This is a genomic window from Streptomyces sp. NPDC002144 (genome assembly GCF_053593695.1).
Genome location: NZ_JBSFDB010000010.1, coordinates 1 through 20,979, shown reverse-complemented (window position 1 = coordinate 20,979; position 20,979 = coordinate 1). Strand labels below are relative to the sequence as shown.

General features: G+C 70.7%; 20 protein-coding genes. 8 read left to right on the top strand and 12 right to left on the bottom strand.

Features of this window, described 5'->3' with window-relative positions; translation table 11 throughout:
* Nucleotides 1–91: 91 nt before the first annotated feature.
* On the top strand, nucleotides 92–1,009 hold the full coding sequence (locus tag ACWCQ1_RS16830; protein WP_133048933.1) for a helix-turn-helix domain-containing protein: 918 nt from the start codon (nucleotides 92–94) through the stop codon (nucleotides 1,007–1,009).
* On the opposite strand, the gene ACWCQ1_RS16825 is transcribed toward ACWCQ1_RS16830, so the two are convergent.
* The 6 genes from ACWCQ1_RS16825 to ACWCQ1_RS16800 all read right to left on the bottom strand — a co-directional run bounded on the left by ACWCQ1_RS16825 (nucleotide 987) and on the right by ACWCQ1_RS16800 (nucleotide 9,618).
* Nucleotides 987–1,757: a globin domain-containing protein gene (locus ACWCQ1_RS16825; protein WP_133048932.1), complete on the bottom strand. Its 771-nt coding sequence runs from the start codon at nucleotides 1,755–1,757 to the stop codon at nucleotides 987–989. The genes ACWCQ1_RS16830 and ACWCQ1_RS16825 overlap by 23 nt on opposite strands.
* Nucleotides 1,758–1,903: 146 nt before the next feature.
* Nucleotides 1,904–5,200 (bottom strand): S8 family peptidase, encoded by a 3,297-nt coding sequence (locus ACWCQ1_RS16820; protein ID WP_451026796.1) that lies wholly within the window; start codon nucleotides 5,198–5,200, stop codon nucleotides 1,904–1,906.
* Between the two features lie 208 nt (nucleotides 5,201–5,408).
* Nucleotides 5,409–6,092: an ABC transporter ATP-binding protein gene (locus ACWCQ1_RS16815; RefSeq protein WP_133048930.1), complete on the bottom strand. Its 684-nt coding sequence runs from the start codon at nucleotides 6,090–6,092 to the stop codon at nucleotides 5,409–5,411.
* Nucleotides 6,093–6,140: 48 nt separating this feature from the next.
* Complete coding sequence (locus ACWCQ1_RS16810; RefSeq protein WP_358594519.1) at nucleotides 6,141–7,595, bottom strand: ABC transporter permease; 1,455 nt, start codon at nucleotides 7,593–7,595, stop codon at nucleotides 6,141–6,143.
* Nucleotides 7,596–7,741: 146 nt separating this feature from the next.
* On the bottom strand, nucleotides 7,742–9,013 hold the full coding sequence (locus ACWCQ1_RS16805) for a L,D-transpeptidase (RefSeq protein ID WP_358594522.1): 1,272 nt from the start codon (nucleotides 9,011–9,013) through the stop codon (nucleotides 7,742–7,744).
* A 260-nt stretch (nucleotides 9,014–9,273) separates the two neighbouring features.
* Nucleotides 9,274–9,618: a hypothetical protein gene (locus ACWCQ1_RS16800; protein ID WP_133048927.1), complete on the bottom strand. Its 345-nt coding sequence runs from the start codon at nucleotides 9,616–9,618 to the stop codon at nucleotides 9,274–9,276.
* Nucleotides 9,619–9,727: 109 nt separating this feature from the next.
* Between ACWCQ1_RS16800 and ACWCQ1_RS16795 the strand changes: the two genes are divergently transcribed.
* The gene (locus ACWCQ1_RS16795; RefSeq protein WP_358594525.1) at nucleotides 9,728–10,060 is read left to right on the top strand and encodes an LPXTG cell wall anchor domain-containing protein; all 333 of its coding nucleotides are present in this window, start codon (nucleotides 9,728–9,730) and stop codon (nucleotides 10,058–10,060) included.
* Between the two features lie 59 nt (nucleotides 10,061–10,119).
* On the opposite strand, the gene hutH is transcribed toward ACWCQ1_RS16795, so the two are convergent.
* The 3 genes from hutH to ACWCQ1_RS16780 all read right to left on the bottom strand — a co-directional run bounded on the left by hutH (nucleotide 10,120) and on the right by ACWCQ1_RS16780 (nucleotide 13,784).
* On the bottom strand, nucleotides 10,120–11,658 hold the full coding sequence (gene hutH / locus ACWCQ1_RS16790; protein WP_358594582.1) for a histidine ammonia-lyase: 1,539 nt from the start codon (nucleotides 11,656–11,658) through the stop codon (nucleotides 10,120–10,122).
* A 64-nt stretch (nucleotides 11,659–11,722) separates the two neighbouring features.
* A complete protein-coding gene (locus ACWCQ1_RS16785) occupies nucleotides 11,723–12,874 on the bottom strand; it encodes a diguanylate cyclase domain-containing protein (RefSeq protein ID WP_451026795.1) in 1,152 nt (383 codons plus the stop codon).
* Nucleotides 12,875–12,980: 106 nt separating this feature from the next.
* Entirely contained in the window at nucleotides 12,981–13,784 is an 804-nt protein-coding gene (locus ACWCQ1_RS16780) for an enoyl-CoA hydratase/isomerase family protein (protein ID WP_358594531.1), read from the bottom strand.
* Between the two features lie 499 nt (nucleotides 13,785–14,283).
* On the opposite strand from ACWCQ1_RS16780, the gene ACWCQ1_RS16775 reads away from it, so the two are divergent.
* Nucleotides 14,284–14,808: a hypothetical protein gene (locus tag ACWCQ1_RS16775; RefSeq protein ID WP_451026794.1), complete on the top strand. Its 525-nt coding sequence runs from the start codon at nucleotides 14,284–14,286 to the stop codon at nucleotides 14,806–14,808.
* A 47-nt stretch (nucleotides 14,809–14,855) separates the two neighbouring features.
* On the opposite strand, the gene ACWCQ1_RS16770 is transcribed toward ACWCQ1_RS16775, so the two are convergent.
* Complete coding sequence (locus ACWCQ1_RS16770) at nucleotides 14,856–15,983, bottom strand: adenylate/guanylate cyclase domain-containing protein (RefSeq protein WP_133048924.1); 1,128 nt, start codon at nucleotides 15,981–15,983, stop codon at nucleotides 14,856–14,858.
* A 168-nt stretch (nucleotides 15,984–16,151) separates the two neighbouring features.
* Nucleotides 16,152–17,012, bottom strand: a complete 861-nt coding sequence (locus ACWCQ1_RS16765) for a biotin--[acetyl-CoA-carboxylase] ligase (protein ID WP_133048923.1) — start codon at nucleotides 17,010–17,012, stop codon at nucleotides 16,152–16,154.
* A 112-nt stretch (nucleotides 17,013–17,124) separates the two neighbouring features.
* Here ACWCQ1_RS16765 and ACWCQ1_RS16760 point away from each other — a divergent pair, with 112 nt between their 5' ends.
* The 4 genes from ACWCQ1_RS16760 (at nucleotide 17,125) to ACWCQ1_RS16745 (ending at nucleotide 19,852) form a co-directional block, all read left to right on the top strand.
* Entirely contained in the window at nucleotides 17,125–18,717 is a 1,593-nt protein-coding gene (locus ACWCQ1_RS16760; RefSeq protein WP_358594538.1) for an acyl-CoA carboxylase subunit beta, read from the top strand.
* A 9-nt stretch (nucleotides 18,718–18,726) separates the two neighbouring features.
* Nucleotides 18,727–18,936 (top strand): acyl-CoA carboxylase subunit epsilon, encoded by a 210-nt coding sequence (locus tag ACWCQ1_RS16755; RefSeq protein ID WP_133048921.1) that lies wholly within the window; start codon nucleotides 18,727–18,729, stop codon nucleotides 18,934–18,936.
* A gap of 134 nt (nucleotides 18,937–19,070) precedes the next feature.
* Complete coding sequence (gene mmpB, locus ACWCQ1_RS16750; protein ID WP_133048920.1) at nucleotides 19,071–19,199, top strand: morphogenic membrane protein MmpB; 129 nt, start codon at nucleotides 19,071–19,073, stop codon at nucleotides 19,197–19,199.
* Nucleotides 19,200–19,231: 32 nt separating this feature from the next.
* Nucleotides 19,232–19,852: a nucleoside triphosphate pyrophosphatase gene (locus tag ACWCQ1_RS16745; protein ID WP_133048919.1), complete on the top strand. Its 621-nt coding sequence runs from the start codon at nucleotides 19,232–19,234 to the stop codon at nucleotides 19,850–19,852.
* On the opposite strand, the gene ACWCQ1_RS16740 is transcribed toward ACWCQ1_RS16745, so the two are convergent.
* Nucleotides 19,821–20,372, bottom strand: coding sequence for a hypothetical protein (locus tag ACWCQ1_RS16740; RefSeq protein ID WP_451026793.1), 552 nt, complete (start codon nucleotides 20,370–20,372; stop codon nucleotides 19,821–19,823). The two genes, ACWCQ1_RS16745 and ACWCQ1_RS16740, sit on opposite strands and share 32 nt — an antisense overlap.
* Nucleotides 20,373–20,680: 308 nt before the next feature.
* Here ACWCQ1_RS16740 and ACWCQ1_RS16735 point away from each other — a divergent pair.
* Nucleotides 20,681–20,979, top strand: a 299-nt coding sequence (locus tag ACWCQ1_RS16735; RefSeq protein WP_451026792.1) for a biotin carboxylase N-terminal domain-containing protein, incomplete at its 3' end; no start/stop codon positions are given.

Here is a 20,979-nt window from a genome sequence, read left to right as displayed (position 1 = left end):
GATCCACCCAGGCCACGGTTCTGCATACGTCCGGCGTTCCTACCACTGGCGGGGTCAGGCTGCTGGGCGTACGACCGTGAATACTTGCCGTATGGACGAACAGCCCGAGGCCGCACAGGGGGCCGGCGGCGCCCTGGACCGGCGTGCCGAGCTCAGTGAATTCCTGCGCACCCGGCGGGCCCGGCTGAAGCCGGAGGACGTGGGGCTGCCGGACTTCGGCCGGCACCGGCGGGTGCCCGGGCTCAGACGCGAGGAGCTGGCGCAGCTCGCCGGGGTCTCCGTGGCGTACTACACCCGGCTCGAGCAGGGCAACGGGCGGAACGTGTCGGCGGAGGTGCTGGACTCGATCGCGCGGGCGCTGCGGCTGAGCGACGCCGAGCACAACCACCTCACGCACCTGGCCAAGCCGAAGCAGCACAAGAAGAAGCCCGCGGCCCGGACCGAGCAGGTGCGGGGCGCGCTGCGCCAGCTGCTGGACACGATGGACGGGGTGCCGGCGTACATCGGGGGGCGGCGCGGGGACATCCTCGCCTGGAACCGGATGGCCGCGGCCGTCTTCGGCGACTGGGGGGAGCTGCCGGCCCAGCAGCGGAACTGGGCGCGGCTGGTGTTCCTGACGCCCGAGTACCGCGATCTGTTCGTGGAGTGGGAGCAGAAGGCGAGCGACATCGTCAGCTTCCTGCGCATGGAGGCGGGCTGCTACCCCGACGATCCGCGGCTGTCCGCGCTGGTGGGCGAACTCTCCGTCAAGAGCGAGGAGTTCCGGCGGCTGTGGGCCACGCACGACGTCCGGGAGAAGAGTTACGGCGTCAAGCGGCTGCGGCATCCGCTGGTGGGCGATCTGACGCTCAACTACCAGTCCTTCCGGCTGGCCGACGACGACGGACAGGCGATGACGGTGTACCACGCGGAACCGGGTTCCCCCTCGGCGGAGGCTCTGCGGCTCCTGGCCAGTTGGGGCGCGGACGCGACCCGCGCGGGGCGGGTCAGCCCCGATACGGCGGCATGACCCCCCACCCCCACCTGGGCACCGGCTGCTCCGCCGGGGGTTTGGCCTCGGGGCCGGAGAAGTACAGCGCCAGCCTCGTCCCCCACTCGATGTAGGCGAGGAACGCCGAGCGGAACTCCGCGTCGGTGGGCAGGCCCGCTTCGTCCGCCGCGTCCTGGATGAGGTTGACCCAGCGGCGGCGTTGCGGCTCGGTGATGTTCTTGGCGAAGTGCTTGGCGACCATGTGGCCGTGGCCGCCCTGGGTGACGGAGTAGGCGGGCGGGCCGCCGAAGACCTCGGCGAGCCAGAGGGCGACGTGCTCGGCGTGGTCGGGGGCGAGGTCGGCGAAGAGCGGGGCCAGCAGGTCGTCCTTGAGGACCCGGTCGTAGAACGCCGTCGTGAGGCGGGAGAAGGCCTCCGCGCCGCCCGCCCAGGCGTACAACGACGGCACCGACGCGCCCCTCCCCCGGACCGTCGTCGGCTTGTAGTGGCGCATCTCCTCGATGTGGCCGACGTACGGCTGGATCTCCGCCAGGAACTCCGGGAACAGCTCCGAGTCGCGGAAGCCCTCCATATGGTCCTGCGTCGAGGTCCAGGTGATGCGCAGGACGTAGTGCTCGAAGTCCTCCTCGCAGCGCGCCAGTTCGTAGTCGACGCACTGCGGTGCCTCGGCCAGCCGGCCGGCGGCGCGGGTGTAGGCGGCCAGGAACTCGGCCGAGCGGTCCTCCGGGATGCGGTACCGGATGTATTCGACGGTCTCGGTTGTCATGGGTTCACGGAAACACGGAAGCCCCGCCGGAGGCTGCACCTCCGGCGGGGCTTTCGCTGACGGCTCACTCGCCTCGCGAACGGCTTACTCGCCTCAGCGAACGACTCACTCGCCTCGCGAACGGCTTACTCGCCTCACTGCCCGGCTCACTTGCCGTAGTACGCGTTGTAGATCGAGATCGTCGACTTGTTGTTCTTCTTGTCGGTGATCTTGGCGTGGAACGAGATGGCCTGTCCCTTCGCCGGGTTCTTCACGGTGATCTTGCCGTGGACCACGTTGACCTGCTTCCAGGTCTGGCCGTAGTCGTACGACACGTACACCGTCAGCGACTTGAGGTTGCTGCCCTTGGCCGCGCCCTCGACGGTGACCGGGATGGAGACCGTCCTGCCGGCCGGCACCCGGTTGTCGAGACCGGTCGTGGCGTTGAAGCGGACCGTGGACGCCGGCAGCGTGGCCGACGTGCCGGCGGCCGGCTTCTTGGAGTGGAACGTCCAGCTGGCGTCGATGCGGGTGGAGGCCGCGGCGACGTGGACGCTGCGCTTGACCGAGGTCGTCAGCCGGTACTCGGCGTCACCCGAGGGGACCTTGAACTCCTTCTCGCCGAACAGCGGGTCGTCGTTGGAGCCGACCTTGGTGCCGTTGCGGTAGAGGGTCGTGGTGACCCCGGTGAAGTCCGAGGAGCCCGCGTGGCCCGCGCCGTCGGAGAACAGCGGGATGTAGCCGTAGATGCTGTTGCCGTCGCGGAAGACGCCGTAGTACGTGTTCAGGTGCGGGCCGAAGACCGCCGTGTTGAAGGTCTTCGTGTACTTCTGGCCCGCCTTGAAGGACTGTGCGTCACCCAGCGTGTAGTACGCCTCCGGGATCGGGAAGCCGTCCCGGTCGTGGCCCTTGTACTGCGTGAAGTCCCACGACCAGCGGATCTTGTCGGACGTCGACAGGTACAGGGTGCGGGCGCCGGGCAGCTGCTGCTCGATGCCGTTGAAGAAGACGACGTCGTCGGGGAACTCGCCCAGCGCCATCAGCGCGCCGGTCTTGCCGACGGCGCCCGAGCCGAGGTTGTTCCGCACCGCGGCGAGCTCGCTCGCCTTGAAGTGGCGGACCTTGTCGCCCTGGATCTTCTTGACGTCCGCGGTGGTGGCCACGTCGTACTCGGTGTCCGCGCCCTTGGTCCACTGGCCGTTCCAGGTCTGGTGCAGGCCCGTGACGTCGCCGCCCAGCGGCGCCATGCGCACGTCGGCGAAGGACTGCATACCGAGTCCGATGCCGATGCCCGCCGGGTCGTAGTTGTACCCGATCATGGCGAGCTGCTGCTTGGCCTGGGCGTCCGGCACGGTGATGTCGGCCGCCTTGGTCGTGCGGGCGTCGATGGTCACCGTGGTGTTCTTGGTGACGGACAGCTTCGGCTGGACCAGCCAGTCGACGCCGCCCTGGAAGTTCACCAGGTCCTTGGCGATCCAGGCGTCCAGGAGGTAGTTGCCCTTGGGCAGGCGCATGGTCGTGGTGCCGGTGTCCGAGAGGGTCACCTGGTAGCCACGGCCCTCGGCCAGGCCGGAGTAGCCGAGCAGGGCGGTGTTGTAGTTGCCGGTCGGCTTTCCGTCCCGGTCGATGTGCTTGATCGTGACGTCGTACGACTCGACCTCACGCTGCACGGCCGCGGCCGTGCGGACCGTCTGGCCGCCGCCCGTCGCCGTCACGTACGCGGAGTACGCGCCGTCGAGCGTGCCGCCGAGCTTGGTGTTGACGGTCAGGTCGACCGAGGCCTTGCCGCCCGCGGGGACGGTCACCTTGGTCGCGGCCAGCTTGAAGAAGCCGGCCGGAGCGGCCTGGCCCTTGGGGTTGGTCGCGGTGGCCGCCAGGTTCAGCGTGACGTCCTTGGTGCCGAGGTTGCGGTACGTCACCTGCTTGGTGTCCGGCTTGTCGTCGGTGTGCGGCCACTGCTGCACCCCGAAGCTCACCGACACCGGGTCGGCGATCACGGTCTGCTGGATGGCCTTGTCGACGGCGATACGGCCCGAACCCTGCTGGAACGGCGTGTACTTGCCGCCCTTCGCGGAGCCCGTCAGGGCGCCCTTGAGCTCGGAGAACTTCCAGTCGGGGTGCTCCTGCTTCAGGATCGCCGCCGCGCCCGCGACATGCGGGGTCGCCATCGACGTACCCGAGATGGTCAGGTAGCCGGGCGGGTTCTCGCCGACCTCCTGGTCGATGACGCTGCCCGGGGCCGCGGCGGCCGTGATGTCCACGCCGGGGGCGGTGACGTCGGGCTTGATGGCGCCGTCGAGGGCCGGGCCGGTGGAGGAGAAGTCGGCGAGCCTGTCCTTGTCGTCGACGGCGCCGACGGTGAGGGCGTCCGCGGCGCTGCCGGGCGAACCGATCGTCTCCGGGCCGTCGTTGCCCGCGGCGATCGCGAAGAGGATGCCCTTCTCCTCGGACAGCTTGTTGACCTCGGCCTCGAGCGGGTCGATGCCGGGGGTGTCCTGGCCGCCCAGGCTCAGGTTGACGATGTCGGCGCCCTGCTCGGCCGCCCACTCCATGCCGGCGAGGATGCCCGAGTCGTCACCGGAGCCGGTGTCGTCCAGGACCTTGCCGTTGAGGATCTTGGCGCCGGGTGCCACGCCCTTGTACTTGCCGTGGGACTTGGCGCCGGTGCCCGCGGCGATGGACGCGACGTGCGTGCCGTGGCCGAAGTGGTCGGTGGCGTCGGCCGCGGTGGAGAAGTTCTTGGCGGCGATCACCTGGGTCTTGAGGTCCGGGTGGTCCGCGTCGACACCGGTGTCCAGGACCGCGATCTTGACGCCCTTGCCGGTGTAGCCCTTGGCCCAGGCGGTGGGTGCGCCGATCTGCGGAACGGACTTGTCGAGGCTGGCCTTTCGGGTGCCGTCGAGCCAGACGTGTGCGATGCCGGAGGCCGTACGGTCGCCGTTGGTGACGGCGTCCCACAGCTCGGGCGTCTCCTTGACCGGGGTCTGGACGGCGTCCGCGTTGAGGGCCTTCAGGGTCCGGCGCAGGGTGCCCGCGTCACGGACGTCGGCCTTGGCGGCCGTGGCCGCGCCCTGGTAGCCGACGATGACCTTCAGGCCCTTGGCCTGGGACTTGCGGGTGGCGGACTTGTTGAGCTCGGTGATGTCGAACAGCCGCTGGTCGAGCTTGCCGCTTGCGACCAGTCGGGCCGCGTCCGCCGGGACGACGAGCGTGTGCCCGTCGGCCTTGCGGAACTGCACGGGTATGTGTTCGCGTCCCTTGGCCCGCTCCAGGCCGACGACACGGCCCTTCGCGTCGACGACGACCTGGTCGCCGGTGATCAGGGTGATGCGGTGCTGGGACGCGAGTGAGGACTTCGAGGCCGCGCTCGGGTGCTCGGCCTTGGCCTGCGCCGGGCTGGTCATACCCGCCGCGAGGGCCACGGCGGCCGCCGTCGCCACGGTGGCCGCGCATGCTCTCTTCACTTGTCTGCGCAAGTCTCCCCCTGGAGATGAAGTACCGGGCGAATTCCCCGTTCACCCGGCCGGGGGAACTACCGCACACATGAACGGACCCCCCGGGATACGCAGTATGCCGGGGGGTGATCAGCAACCTCAAGAGTTGAGAGAAGGGCGGGAGAGGCGTCCGCCGACTGTTACACGCCTGGGGGAAAGCCGTTACCGTTCCGTCGGGTTAAGCGCCGGCGTTCTCCTTGACCGTGATCTTTCCCTTGCGGATCGTCGCCAGCCGCGGGGCCTTCCGCGCGATCGCGGAGTCGTGGGTGACCATGATGAAGGTCAACCCCAGCTCCTTCCACATCCGTTCGAGCACGTCCATGATCTCGTCGCGCATCGACTCGTCGAGGTTTCCCGTGGGTTCGTCCGCGAGCAGCACCTTCGGCTGCTTGACGAGCGCGCGGGCGATGGCGACGCGCTGCTGCTGGCCGCCGGACATCTCCGAGGGCAGATGGGCGAGACGCTCACCCAGACCCACCGAACTCAGCGCCTCGGCGGCCCGCTCGCGCCGGTCCTTCACCTTGACACCGAGGGGGACGAGAGCGGTTTCCACGTTCTCCTGCGCGGTGAGCGTCGGGATGAGGTTGAAGCTCTGGAAGACGAAGCCGATGTTCTCGCTGCGGACCTTGGTCAGCCGCGCCTCGGAGAGCTTGGCCAAGTCGGTCCCGTCCAGCACGACTTCACCCTCGGTGGGCCGGTCGAGGCCGCCGAGCATCTGCAGCAGCGTGGACTTGCCGCCGCCGGTGGGGCCCTGGATGACGAGACGGTCGCCGTCGCCGATGGTGAGGTCGACGCCGTCGAGGGCGTGGATGGTCTCCTTGCCCCGGGTGTAGCGCTTGGTGACGCTTCTGAGTTCGTACATGGGGTTCGCTCCTGGGTGGGGTTGCTGGTGGTACGGGTCCTGGGCCGGCTATTCGACGCGGCGCAGCGCGTCCGCCGGCCGCAGCCGGGACGCCCGCCAGCCGCCGAACGCGCCCGCGATCAGGCCGCCCGCCACCGCCAGGGCCACCGCGACGGCCACCGTCGTGACACTCACCGGTGCCGTCAGCGCGACGTCGAGGGTCTTGGCCGCCGCACGCCCCGGGCCGCCGAAGCCGCCACCGCCACCGGGGCCGCCGCCGAAGCCGCCGCCCCCGCCACCGCCCAACTGGGCCTGCAGAGTGGGGCTGATGGCCGTCACGACGTACGCGCCGGCGAGTCCGAGGGCGATACCGAGCGCCCCGCCCAGCAGTCCGTTGACCATGGCCTCGCCGACGACCTGCCGGGTCACCCGGCCCGACTTCCAGCCCAGCGCCTTCAGCGTGCCGAACTCACGGACCCGCCGGGAGACGGCGGAGGAGGTGAGCAGACCGGCGACGAGGAAGGCGGCCACCAGCACCGCGATGGACAGCCACTTGCCGACGTTGCTGGCGAGGCTGGACGCCGTGGACAGCGAGCCGGACACCGTGCCGGCGAGGTCGGAGGAGGTGGTGACCGTCGTACCGGAGACGTTCTTCTGGATGGTCGACTTGACGGCGGAGATCTGCTTCGAGTCGGTCGCCTTGACGTAGATGGTGGTGACCTTGTTCTTCTGGCCCGCCAGCGTCTGGGCCTCCTTCAGCGGCATGTAGAGATTGGCCGCCGAGTCACCGCTGTCGGCCGTGGCGATACCGATGACCGTGAACTTGACGCTCTTGATCGTGACGGTCGAACCGACCTTGTACTTCTTCTCCTTGGCGTACGCCGAGTCGGCCACCAGCACCTTGGCGGAGCTCTCCGTCGTCCTGAAGGTACGGCCGCTGGTGATCTTCGACGAGGTCAGCGGGCCGAGCCCGGTCTGGGTGACGTCGGTGCCGTAGACCGAGAAACTGTTGACGTCGAAGTTGGCGCCGCCGCCCTGCACCTCGCCCTGCGGCTGGCCGGTGCCGCCGCCCCGCTGGAAGCCGCCGCTGCCGCCGTTCTGCTGGAACTGGCCGCGGGTGAACTGGCCGCTGATCTTCACCACGTTGAGGCTGAGTCCGCCGACGGCCGTAGACACGCCCTTCTGGCCCGCGACCTCGGTGACGGTGGAGGAGGCGAGGGTCGTGAAGCCCTGCGGCAGGATCCGGTCGCTGCTCTGCGTGGACTTGTCGTCGTCGCCCTGCGCGTCGAACTGGAAGCGCGGCCGCTGCGAGCTGCTCGTGGTCGGCGTCGCCGCCTTGGTGACCGTCATGTCCGTACCCAGGCCGTAGAGCGACTGGAGGACCTTGTCCTGGGCCTTCCCCATGCCGGAGGACACGGAGTTGACCACGATGACCAGCGCGATGCCCAGCGCGAGACCGGAGGCGACGACGAGGGCCGCCTTTCTGCGGCGGCGCAGTTCGCGCCTCAGGTAGGTGAAGAACATGGCCGCAACGTAGGGACGGCGCGTGATGACTCGATAAGGCCGACATAAGAGCTGCATGAGAAGCCTGTGGCCCGCCCCGGAACGGCCTCGGAAACACCGATGCCGCCCCTGGGGGCGGCATCGGAACGCTGTGGACCGACGGTGCGTCAGACGGCCGAGCCGGCCTTCCACTGGGCCCAGCTCAGGTTCCAGCCGTTGAGACCGTTGTCCGGCTGGACGATCTTGTCGCCGGTGTTGGAGACGACCACGACGTCACCGACGATCGAGTGCGTGTACATCCAGTAGGCCGGCGTGCTGGTGTCGTTGGCGCCCTTGGTGTCGGACAGGCCCACGCAGCCGTGGCTGGTGTTGACGCTGCCGAAGATGGACTTCGCGCCCCAGTAGTTGCCGTGCAGGAAGGTGCCGGAGTTGGTGAGCCGGATGGCGTGCGGCACGTCCTTGATGTCGTACTCCGCCTTGCCGTCGTTGTCGGTGAAGCCGACGGTCGTGCCGTTCATCCGGGTCTGCTTGTACTTCTCGGACATCACCATGATGCCGTTGTACGTGGTGTGCTCAGGCGAACCGGCCGAGATCGGGATGGTCTTGACGACCTTGCCGTCCTGCGTGACCTTCATCTGCTTGGTCTTCGCGTCGACGTAGGAGATCTGGTTGCGGCCGATGTGGAAGGTGACCGTCTTCTGCTGCACGCCGTAGACGCCGTTGGCTCCCTCGACGCCGTCCAGCGCGAGCTTCAGCGTGACGGTCGAGTTCTCCTTCCAGTACTGCTCAGGGCGGAAGTCGATGCGGTTGGCGCCGAACCAGTGCCCGACGACCTCCTGGCCGCTGCTGGAGGTGACCGTGATGCCCTTCTGGACCGCGGCCTTGTTGGTGATCGACTTGTCGAAGTTGATCGACACCGGCATGCCCACGCCGACGGTGGTCCCGTTGTCCGGCGTGAAGGTGCCTATGAAGCTGTTGGCCGGGGAGACCGTGGTGAACGAGGCGTTCTCGTGCGCGACCCGCCCCTCGGAGTCCTTGGCGGCCGCGGCGACCTTGTAGGTGGTCGAGCGCTCCAGCTGGGCGTTCGGCTTCCAGCTGGTCTTGTCCGCGGAGAGCGTGCCGGCGACGGCGGTGCCGTTCTCGGTCGTCATGCTCACGTTGGTGAGCGTGCCCTTGCTGACGGTGACGGCCGCGGAGTTGTTGATGGAGGCGTTGTCGGTGCCGTCCTTGGGCGTGATCTTGATGTCGGCCTCCGACGCCTTCTTGGCCGCCGCCTCGTCGGCCTTCGCCTGCGAGGTGTCGTTGTTCCCGCTGCCGGAGGCCTTGTCGCCACCGCCGCCGCCGGAACAGGCCGAGAGCACCAGAACCCCACCGAGCAGGGCGGACGCGACCGTCAGGCCCCTGCGCCGCCTACTGTTCGTCATCACACGCTTCTCCATCAGTCGCCGTATCCCCTAAAACCCCGAGGGTCCCCGTTTTCCACGAACCTCGGCGTTCACGAACCTCAGCCCGTGACGAACCTCAGCCGTCAACGAGCTTCAACGCTACGACCGGTTTCTCCCGTTCCACATTCCTCTGATGTGTGGGGCACACCACGTCCGCCGGGGCGGAGGGTGCGGATGACGGCCTGCGCGTTCCCTGAGACGACGAAACCCCGGACGGCGGTTGCCGGCCGGGGTCACCGATGTCTCCGGGCCGCTCAGCCGACGCCGTCCTCCTCGTCGTCCTCCCGGACATCATCGTCGTCCAGGTCCCAGTCCGGCGAATCCGGGTCGTAGTCGATGGGCTCGCTCGACCAGGAGGCCTGCGCGAGTTCCACCCCGGGCACCTCCCTCACCAGGTCGAACGGGTCGACGAGGTACGCGAGGGCCTCGGCAGTGTCTTCCGTCACAGCGCCCTCGGCGTGCGCCCGCTCGTCGTCGGGCATGTCCTGCTCGTCGGCGATCCGGCGCAGAGCCGCCTTGGTCACGGCGTCGGCGTCCTCCACCTCGAGGACGAGCTCCACCCGAAGGCGGACAAAACGTGATGTCTCTTCAGTACTCATGGCGGGAGCGTACGGTGCTTGGCTCCCGTGACTTTCCCGTGACCCGCGCCTTTCACTAACATCGCCCCACACGGCCAATTAGCCAGCGCCACAAGGGGATCGATATTCCGTGTCATCCGCTCGCCGATCGTTGCTGACCGCCACCGCCGCGGGGACCCTTCTGGGTGCCCTGTGGTTCGTCCCGTCCGCCAACGCGACACAGGACACCCCGGCGAGAACGCAGCCCTCCGCGACCGCGACGACGCAGGCCAGGGTCACGTCGGCGCAGACCTCCGAGACGTCCGCGGACTCCGCGGACTCCGGGTCGGCGCAGGAGAGCACCGAGCTCGCCGACACCGGAAGCATCGACACGACCCCGTACGTCGTCGGCGGAACGCTTTTCCTCACGCTCGGTGCGGGCTTCGTCGTCTACTCGGTACGCCGTGAACGCCTCGGCTTCTGACCGCACCTGACATCCGGCAAGGGGCCTCACGCCCAAGGCGTGGGGCCCCTTCGGCACGTCTACCGCAGTGGCCCGGTCACCGTCTCGACGGCGGCCACGAGCTTCCCCTCCCGCACGAACGCGTCGGCGGCGGCCAGGTCCGGCGCCAGGAACCGGTCCGGCCCCGGACCGGCGACACCGGCGGCCCGTACGGCCTCGATGACGGCCCGCGAGGCGGGCGCCGGGGTCAGTCCCTCGCGCAGCTCGACGGCGCGCGTGGCGGCGTACAGCTCGATGGCGACCACGCGCGCGAGGTTGTCGACGGCGGTGCGCAGCTTGCGCGCGGCCGACCAGCCCATGGAGACGTGGTCCTCCTGCATGGCGGAGGAGGGGATGGAGTCCGCCGACGCCGGGACGGCCAGCCGCTTCATCTCGCTCACCAGCGCGGCCTGCGTGTACTGGGCGATCATGAGCCCGGAGTCCACCCCCGCGTCGTCGGCGAGGAAGGGCGGCAGCCCGTGGCTGCGGTTCTTGTCGAGCAGCCGGTCGGTGCGGCGCTCGGCGATGGACGCCAGGTCGGCGGCGGCGATGGCGAGGAAGTCGAGGACGTAGGCCACGGGCGCGCCGTGGAAGTTTCCGTTGGACTCCACGCGCCCGTCGGGCAGCACGACCGGGTTGTCCACGGCCGACGCCAGCTCACGCTCGGCCACCAGACGGGCGTGCGCGATGGTGTCCCGGCCGGCGCCGGCGACCTGCGGGGCGCAGCGCACCGAGTAGGCGTCCTGGACGCGCGGGGCGTCGTCCTGGTGGTGTCCGGTGAGCTCCGAGTCCTTCAGCACCGCGAGCATGTTGGCGGCGGAGGCGCCCTGCCCCGGGTGCGGGCGGATGGCGTGCAGTTCGGGCGCGAGCACCTTGTCGGTGCCGAGCAGCGCCTCGAGGCTCAGCGCGGCGGTGACGTCGGCCGACTTGTAGAGGGTGTCGAGGTCGGCGAGGGCCATGACCAGCATGCCGAGCATGCCGTCGGTGCCGTTGAGCAGGGCGAGGCCCTCCTTCTCGCGCAGCTCGACGGGCGCGATCCCGTGCTCGGCGAGCAGGTCGCCCGCGGGCCGCACGGTCCCGTCCGGGCCCTCGGCCTCCCCCTCGCCCATGAGCGTGAGGGCGCAGTGGGACAGGGGGGCAAGGTCGCCGGAGCAGCCGAGGGAGCCGTATTCGTGGACGACGGGGGTGATGCCCGCGTTGAGCACGTCGGCCATGGTCTGCGCGACCTCGGGCCTGACGCCCGTGTGTCCCGAGCAGACGGTCTTCAGCCGCAGGAACATCAGGGCCCGTACGACCTCCCGCTCCACCCTCGGGCCCAGTCCGGCGGCGTGCGAGCGGACGATGTTGCGCTGCAGCTGGGCCCGGAGCTCCTGGCTGATGTGCCGGGTCGCGAGGGCGCCGAAGCCGGTGCTGACGCCGTAGACCGGCTCGGGCTTGGCCGCCAGCGCGTCCACGATCCCGCGGGCCGCGGCGAGTGCCGCGACCGCCTCCCCGGAAAGCTCGACACGAGCGCCGCCGCGCGCCACGGCGAGAACGTCGGACGCGGTCACCCCGGACGTCCCCACCACCACAGTGTGCATATCCATATTCAGGAGCGTACGCAGTGAAGACGGAGATGTCACTAGCGGGGAGAGGTTACGACCCTTACACCCGGCGCCCCCGGAAACGCCGCCGCTCCACGGCCCCCTCCCCCGTCGGCGCCGCGTCGGCCAGCCGTACGACGGGGTCGTCGGGGCCCTCCCGGCCTGCGATCACGGGCTTCGACGCCCGCTCGGCCTTGGCCTTGTACTGGGCCGCGTCGGCGAGCCGGAAGAGACGGCGGGCCGAGCGGACCGGACCGATGGGGTCCTCCGTGGACGCCACCCCGCAGGCCACACCCTCGCCGAGCTCCAGCTCCGCCGCCCGGCGGCACAGCTCGTCGGCCGCCTTCACCACCTCGTCCGCGGAGGGCCCGACCGCGAGCAGACAGAACTCGTCCCCGCCGAGCCGGGCGGCGAGCGCCCCCGGCAGCATCGCGCCGCACAGCGAGAGCACGGAGCCGAAGCGTTCGAGGAGCCGGTCGCCGACGGCGTGTCCGCGGGTGTCGTTGACCCGCTTGAGACCGTTGAGGTCGCAGACGACGAGGCTGACCGCCGTGCCGTCCACCCGATGCCGCTCGACGGCCTCCTCCAGCCGCACGTCGACGGCGCGGCGGTTGGCGAGGCCGGTGAGCGCGTCGGTGTAGGCAAGCCGTCTCGCCTCCTCCAGCCGCTCCGCCTGGGCGATCCCGGCGGCGACGACGGCGGCCAGCACGGTGGCGAAGTCGGCGTCGGCCCGCACGAAGACCGGCACGCCGAGACGCCGGGCGACATACAGCTCGCCCCACGCCCGTCCGTTCAGCACGATCGGCGCGACCACACAGCAGCCCCGGCCGCGGCGGCGCAGTGCGGCGACGCGCTGGTGGACGTAACCGGGCCGGCGCCCCGCGGCGGGACCCTCGGCCGTCTCCACCCAGGCGTTGGGCTCCCCGCCGCCCGCCCACCGCTCGTGCAGGAACTCGGTGATCTCGGGAAACTGATGGACGGGATACGACTCGTCGTCCGGGAACTCGTCCTCCCCCGTGGCCCGCTCCCCCACGTTGACGAGGACCCGCAGCCGCCCCAGCTCCCGCTCCCACACCGACAGCGCGGCGAAACTCCCGCCCAGCGCACGGCACGCGCCGACGGCCGCGGCCCGCCACGCCTCGCGCGAGCCGTGGGCCGCCGCCATCCCCTGAGCCAACGCGACAACGGCCGCAAGCCGCTTGTCCTCACCCATCACACCAGGTTAGGGAGGTTTGTGGGGTTTCGTTCGATTGATGCGGCGGTGGGGTGACCGGCCGGCCGCGCCTGGTCAGGTCGCCGAGCGGCCCCACGGGATCCGGTCACTCACCCGGCCACTGGGGCTTCCGCTTCTCGTTGAACGCCGCCACTCCCTCCGCCCGGTCGCCGGAGAACGCCACCGACCGCCATGCCGCGTCCTCGACCTCCAGCCCGGCCCGCAGATCCAACCCCTGCCCGAGCCGCAGGGCCCGCTTGGCCGCCCTGAGCCCCACGGGCGAGTTCACGGCGATGCGGGACGCGAGGGCCAGCGCCTCCTCGGTGTCCCGCCCCTCCTCCACCAGCTGGTCCACGAGCCCCAGCTCCCGCGCCTCCACCGCCTCCAGACGCCGCGCCGTGAAGATCAGCTCGGCGGCCCGCGCGGCCCCGACCCGCCTCGGCAGCAGCTGCGTACCGCCGCCGCCCGGGATGACCCCCACGGAGACCTCCGGCAGCCCCACCACGGCCGTACGGTCCGCCACGATCAGGTCGCAGGACAGGGCGAGCTCGAACCCGCCGCCCAGCGCGAAGCCGTGCACGGCGGCGACGGTCGGCACGGGCAGTTCCAGTACGCCGGTGTAGGCGCCGCGGGCGACGGGCCGCTGCCGGACCAGATCGGCGTCACTGAAGGAGTTCCGCTCCTTGAGGTCGGCGCCGACGCAGAAGGCACGCTCGTGCGTGGAGGTCACCACCACGACCCGTACGTCCCGGTCGGCGCCCAGCGCGGCGCAGGCCTCGGCGATGGACCGGGCCATCGCGGTGGAGACGGCGTTCATGGCCTTGGGCCGGTCGAGGGCGAGCTCCGCGACATGCCCGCCGTCGCCGTGCCGCCGTACCAGCACGAACTCCCCGAACCGCTCCTCGCCCATGACACCCTCCGGTTAACGCGGGTTAACAACACCTCGCCCGATCATCGCAGCCGGGTGCGCGGTGAGGGAAGGCCGGTTCCCGGGGCCGGGGCCGACAACCCGTTCGAGTGACATCCCGCCCAACTCCCCACCCACCCCCCACAGCACCGCATAACGTGCGTCCGCCACGGCGCACCGGGGGCGCGAACGCATCGGGGAGGACGCGATGAGGGAGCCGGAAACGACGGATCCAGTACGACACAGGGAACGGCCAGGACGGACGGGCACGGCACTCCGCGACGAACCACCGGGGCCGACAACGACCGGGAAGACGCCGGGACCGACCGGGGCGTCGGCGGCACGGGAACCGGGCAGTACCGCGTCCGCCGGACCGCGGGGGCCCGCCCGGCCAGGGGGACTCGCCCGAGCGGCCACACAGGACATCGAACCCGTCTCCGCCCGCGTCCCTCTCTTCGGATCCCGGATCAGGGGGCGGCACAGGCGGCCGCGACCGCGGAAGGTGCTGTTCGCCGTCGGGGGGCTCGCCCTCGCGGCCGGGGCGTTGAGTCTGGTGCGGCTCACTCCCGAGGCCGGGATCGGCGGAAGCGGGACCGCGGAGGCCGAGCCTCGGCTGGACCCGGGCAGTGGGGCGGAGCAGGACACCAACGCCGTCGCCACCGTCGCCGCCGCACCCACCGCCGCCCCCTCGGCCACCTCCGTGATGGGCGGGGTGAGTGCCACACCGTCGGCCACCTCGACGTCCGTGCCCGTGACGGCCGGCCCGTCATCGCGGCCGACGTACGCCGCCCCCGCCGTAACCCCCGGCAGCACCACGATCCCCGAGGCGCCGAACACCCCGGCACCGGAGACCACCGCGCCCCAGGCACCCCACGGCCCCGAGGCGACACCGGCGGCTCCCGCCCCGCAGCCGACACCCACCGCCGGCCGCAGCACGGCCCCGTCGGCCACCCCGAGGCCGGTCAACCCGGGCCTGTGCGTGCCGATCGTCGGGCTGTGCGTCGGCGGGTCGGGGCAGCACGGCTGACGGCCCTGAAAGAACAGTGGGCTGCGGGTGCCCGCAAGCGCCGTCGGCTATACCGCGCCGCCGCCCCTGCGGGTGAGCAGCCACGGCTCCACCACGCCCAGGCCACGCACCGGCCGCTGCCACATCGGCTGGAGGGCGAAGCGGTAGACCGGGGGCTCCTCCCCCTCCTTCTCCGCCGTCGCCGCCGCCTCGGCCGCCTCCGCTTCGGAGGCGGGCGCCTCCGCGGTGCGGATCAGTTCCTCCGCGAAGGCGCTGTCGACGAGGACGGCGTCCCGGGGAGCTATCGAGGTGAGCCGGGAGGCGAGGTTCACGGTCGTTCCGAAGACATCGCCCATTCGGGTGGTCACCGTGCCGAAGGCGATGCCCACCCGCAGCTCCGGCATCGTCTCGTCGTTCGCCATGGTCTCGATGAGGCGCAGCGCGATCTCGGCGGCCACGCCCGCGTCGTCGGCGGCGTACAGGACCTCGTCGCCCAGCGTCTTGATCAGCCGGCCGCCGTGCGCGGCGACCAGGTCCGCGGCCGTCGTCTCGAAGGCCTCGACCAGCTCGCCGAGCTCCTCCTCCTCCATCCGGCGGGTCAGCCGCGTGAAGCCCACCAGGTCGGCGAAGCCGACGGCGAGGCGCCGGTCGACCATCTCCTCGTCGTCGGCGGCCTGCACGACCCGCCCGGCGGAGGCCGCGAGCTGGCGGCGCCAGACGTAGACCAGGAACTCCTCCAGCTCGGGCAGGAGCAGCTCGACGATCGGGTACGTCACCTCGGTCCGGGTCATCCCCGGCTCCGGGGGCTCCGTCAGGCCCTCCAGGAAGGAGTCGATCTGCCACTCGGCGAGACGGGCCGTGGTCTGGCCGGTGGAGCGGGCCACCTGGACCGCCATGGCCTCGCTGAGCAGGCCCGCCTCGACGAGACCGGACAGCCGGCGCAGCGCCAGGACGTCCGCCTCGGTCAGCGCCTTGGCCTGGCCGATGTCGGCGAAGCCCATCGCCCGCCAGAAGCGGGTCGCCAGCTCGACCGAGACGCCGGCGCTACGGGCCGCCTGGAAGGGCGTGTAGCGCCGCTCGGCACCCAGGATCAGGTGTTCGAGACGCAGGGCGAGCGGGTCCTCGCCGGGGTCGGCGGCGTGGGGGTCCACCCGGCCGTCCGCGTCCGAACCGGAGCCCGTGTCGTCGACGGTCACGCCTGCTGCCCTTCCGATCTGCCACGGTCAGGTATCGACCGGCCTTCACTCTACGGCAGCTGTGCGCTACCTCACTCCCGTGGAGCCGACGCTACGTCACCCGTACCGCCGCGGTGACCCGCGCCGGTGCGGGCCCCGTCCTCACAACGCCGCACGCGCCGACTTTTCTCACGCCGGCCGCAGATGCACGATGTCTCCCGCTCCCACCGGCTCCTGGACGCCGTCCGCCGTGGCGATCACGAGCCGTCCGTCGCCGTCGACGGCCACCGCCTCCCCGGTGACCGAGCGGTCCCCGGGCAGTTCGGCCCGTACCGTCCGGCCGAGCGTCGCGCAGCCCGCCGCGTACGTCTCCTGCAGACCGCTCTCGGCGGGGTCGCCGCCGGCCTCCCGCCAGCGCCCGTACCACTCCTCCAGGGCGCGCAGCGCGGCCCGCAGCAGCGGATCCCGGTCGGTGCTCACCGCTCCGGCCAGCGCCAGCGACCCCGCGGCGGGGACCGGCAGCTCGCTCTCCCGCAGGGTGACGTTGACGCCGACGCCGATGACCACGCCATCGTTCCCGGCGCGCTCGGCCAGGATGCCGCCGGCCTTGCGTTCCTCACCGGCGATGGAGACGAGCAGGTCGTTGGGCCATTTGAGTGCGGTGTCGACGCCCGCGGCCCGCGCCAGCCCGGTCGCCACCGCCACGCCGGTCAGCAACGGCAGCCAGCCCCAGCGGGCCACCGGCACCTCCGCCGGATTCAACAGCACGGAGAAGAACAGACCCGAGCGGGCCGGTGCGGTCCACTGGCGGTCCAGGCGGCCCCGCCCGGCGGTCTGCTCCTCGGCGACCAGGACCGAGCCCTCGGCCGCCTTGCCGGCCGCCGCCAGGGCGACCAGGTCGGAGTTGGTGGAGCCGGTGGCGCGGACCACCTCCAGTTCCCGCCACAGCCCGCCCTCCCGGACGAGCCCGCGGCGCAGCGCCACGGCGTTGAGGGGAGGCCGTTCCAGATCGGACCAGCGGCTGTCGTCTGATGCATCTCGCGGCGTCATGCAAGCCACCCTAGGTGTGTGAAACGCCGCACTGCTGATTCGTAGGGCCACCACTACTCTACGGATGAGTAACCGTCCCCCCTTTTTGAGCAGGCAGGGAGCCGCGATCCCGATGTCCGAGCCGGAAGCGATCGACATTCACACCACTGCGGGCAAGCTCGCGGATCTCCAGCGTCGTATTGACGAGGCGACGCATGCCGGCTCCGCGCGCGCCGTCGAAAAGCAGCACGCCAAGGGCAAGTTGACGGCCCGTGAGCGCATCGAGCTGCTGCTCGACGAGGGTTCCTTCGTCGAACTGGACGAGTTCGCCCGCCACCGCTCCACCAACTTCGGCCTGGAGAACAACCGCCCCTACGGCGACGGCGTCGTCACCGGCTACGGCACGGTCGACGGCCGCCCCGTCGCCGTGTTCTCCCAGGACTTCACCGTCTTCGGCGGCGCTCTGGGCGAGGTGTACGGGCAGAAGATCGTCAAGGTGATGGACTTCGCGCTGAAGACCGGCTGCCCGGTCATCGGCATCAACGACTCCGGCGGCGCCCGTATCCAGGAGGGCGTGGCGTCCCTGGGCGCGTACGGCGAGATCTTCCGCCGCAACACCCACGCCTCCGGCGTCATCCCGCAGATCAGCCTGGTCGTCGGCCCCTGCGCGGGCGGAGCCGTCTACTCCCCCGCGATCACCGACTTCACCGTCATGGTCGACCAGACCTCGCACATGTTCATCACCGGCCCGGACGTGATCAAGACGGTCACCGGCGAGGACGTCGGCTTCGAGGAGCTGGGCGGCGCCCGCACCCACAACTCCGTCTCCGGCGTGGCCCACCACATGGCCGGCGACGAGAAGGACGCCGTCGAGTACATCAAGCAGCTGCTGTCGTACCTGCCGTCCAACAACCTCTCCGAGGCGCCGGTCTACCCGGAGGAGGCGGACCTCGCGGTCACCGCCGAGGACCTCGAGCTGGACACCCTGGTGCCGGACAGCGCGAACCAGCCGTACGACATGCACACGGTGATCGAACACGTCCTCGACGACGCCGAGTTCTTCGAGACCCAGCCGCTGTACGCGCCGAACATCCTCACCGGCTACGGCCGCGTCGAAGGCCACCCCGTCGGGATCGTCGCCAACCAGCCGATGCAGTTCGCCGGCTGTCTCGACATCAAGGCGAGCGAGAAGGCGGCCCGCTTCGTGCGCACCTGCGACGCCTTCAACATCCCCGTCCTCACCTTCGTGGACGTCCCCGGCTTCCTGCCCGGCGTCGACCAGGAGCACGACGGCATCATCCGCCGCGGCGCCAAGCTGATCTACGCCTACGCCGAGGCCACGGTCCCGCTGATCACCGTCATCACCCGCAAGGCCTTCGGCGGCGCCTACGACGTCATGGGCTCCAAGCACCTCGGCGCCGACCTCAACCTCGCCTGGCCGACCGCCCAGATCGCCGTCATGGGCGCCCAGGGCGCGGTCAACATCCTGCACCGCCGCACGATCGCCGAGGCCGAGGCCAACGGCGACCTGGACGCCACCCGCGCCCGGCTGATCCAGGAGTACGAGGACACCCTCCTCAACCCCTACGTCGCGGCCGAGCGCGGCTACGTCGACTCGGTGATCATGCCGTCCGACACCCGCCGCCACGTCGTCCGCGGCCTGCGCCAGCTGCGCACCAAGCGCGAGTCCCTGCCCCCGAAGAAGCACGGCAACATCCCCCTCTAAGGAGACGCTGTGAACATCAAGGTCGTACGGGGCAACCCCACCCCGGAGGAACTGGCGGCGGCCCTGACGGTGGTCAGGGCCCGAGCGGCGGCGGCCTCCGCCGCGCCGGAGACCCCGGCCAAGGACAGGGACACCTGGTCCGACCCGTCCCGCATCGCAGCCCGCCGCCTCCCGCAGCCGGGGCCGTCGGCATGGGCGCGAACTTATTGGCCAGGGTGAGCGGAGGATCTTCAGGGGCGCGAGGCTGTATCGATATGCGGCTCCGCCGCGTGGGCGCACAGTAGTGCAGCCACGGGCGCCAATTGAGTACCCGTACTCAGGCGCCCTCCACGGCCAAGCCCCACGCTGGTGGCATGCTGTGGTCCGACCCCGAGAACGAGCCGCCCGAGGAACTGCGCGAAACGCAGGACATGTTGCGGCGGCTCGGCGTTCTCATGGCGCTGGCCATGGTCCTGGCGATGATCGTGATCGGCCTGAGGTGAGTCCGGCGGCGGCACCTGACTAACCTGACCGCATGACTGCACAGCGCCGCAGGCGTCTCATCCTCGCCTCTCAGTCCCCCGCCCGACTGAATCTGCTCCGCCAGGCGGGCCTGGACCCCGAGGTCATCGTGAGCGGCGTGGACGAGGACGCCGTGACCGCGCCCACCCCCGCCGACCTGGCGCTCGCCCTCGCCGAGGCCAAGGCCTCCGTCGTCGCCGCCCGGCCTGAGGTCCAGGGCGCCCTGGTGATCGGCTGCGACTCCGTGCTGGAACTGGACGGCGAGGCGCTGGGCAAGCCGGCGGACCCCGAGGAGGCCACCGCCCGCTGGAAGGCGATGCGCGGCCGGGCCGGGACGCTCCAGACCGGCCACTGCGTCTGGGACACCACCAGCAAGCGGTACGTGTCGGGCACGGCCTCCACGCTCGTCCGTTTCGGTGACCCCAGCGACGAGGAGATCGCCGCCTACGTCGCCACCGGCGAACCCCTCCACGTGGCCGGGGCGTTCACCCTGGACGGCCGCAGCGCGCCGTTCATCGAGGGCATCGACGGCGACCACGGCAACGTGATCGGCCTCAGCCTCCCGCTGCTGCGCAAGCTCCTCGCCCAACTGGGCGTCGGCATCACGGAGTTGTGGGCGCCGGCGGAGAAGTGACCGGCGAGCCCTCGTCGCCCTCGGGCCCGGGCACGTCCGCGGGCGGCGTGTCGGTGGGCTCGGCGGGCTGCTCCGGTGCCTCGTAGGTCATCAGCAGCAGCACGATGAGGGCCAGCACCACGACCATGAACACGAACGCGGGCCAGCCCACCAGCCCCCACAGGAGGGCCGCCAGGAGGGCGTGCACGACCGCCGCGCTGATCAGCAGGACGCGGCCGAAGCCGGCCGCGGGGCGGTTGCGTATCGCCACCAGGAGCGCGACCAGGCCGCACAGGGCGTAGTAGAGGCCGAAGACGATCCCGCCGATCTTCGAGGACAGCGACATCGTGTCCGGGTCGAGGCCGGCCAGGGACATGTCCTGGCGGTCGACGACGATCCCGAGGAACCAGTTCAGCGCGGCGACCCCGAACGCCTCGACGAAGAGGACGACCGCCACGACCCATGCCACCGGCCTGCGCACCACCGGTCCCCACCCACTCTCGAGCCAAGTTCGGGTTACTCCAAGTACGTTTCGATCCATCGCGAACGCTACTAACGGGTAAACCCCGGGACAAGGGTTGTGTCGACCGCAAAGAATCATTGGGCCATTCGTAGGGACTCCACAAAGAAACAGAGTGGCCCGCAGCACGCTCTCACAGAGACCTTGACCACATGGGAGAGCTAGGGTTGCCGGGAGGAGTCCTGCGTACCTGGGTACGACAAGGGATTTCGCGGGTCGAGCGAGCCTCGAATCACGCTCCGTGTGGGCAAGCTCACCATTGGGGACGGGTCGAAGTGCCTCGTCGGCAGTCCCTAAACTCGGCTTGTTTCAAGGAGGGAGCCTCAATCGTGCGCAAGGTGCTCATCGCCAACCGTGGCGAAATCGCTGTCCGCGTGGCCCGGGCCTGTCGGGACGCCGGCATCGCGAGCGTGGCCGTGTACGCCGACCCGGACCGGGACGCTCTGCATGTCCGCGCCGCGGATGAGGCGTTCGCCCTGGGCGGTGACACTCCGGCCACCAGCTACCTGGTCATCGACAAGATCCTGAACGCTGCCCGGGAGTCGGGCGCGGACGCCGTCCATCCGGGCTACGGCTTCTTGTCGGAGAACGCCGACTTCGCGCAGGCGGTGCTGGACGCGGGCCTGAT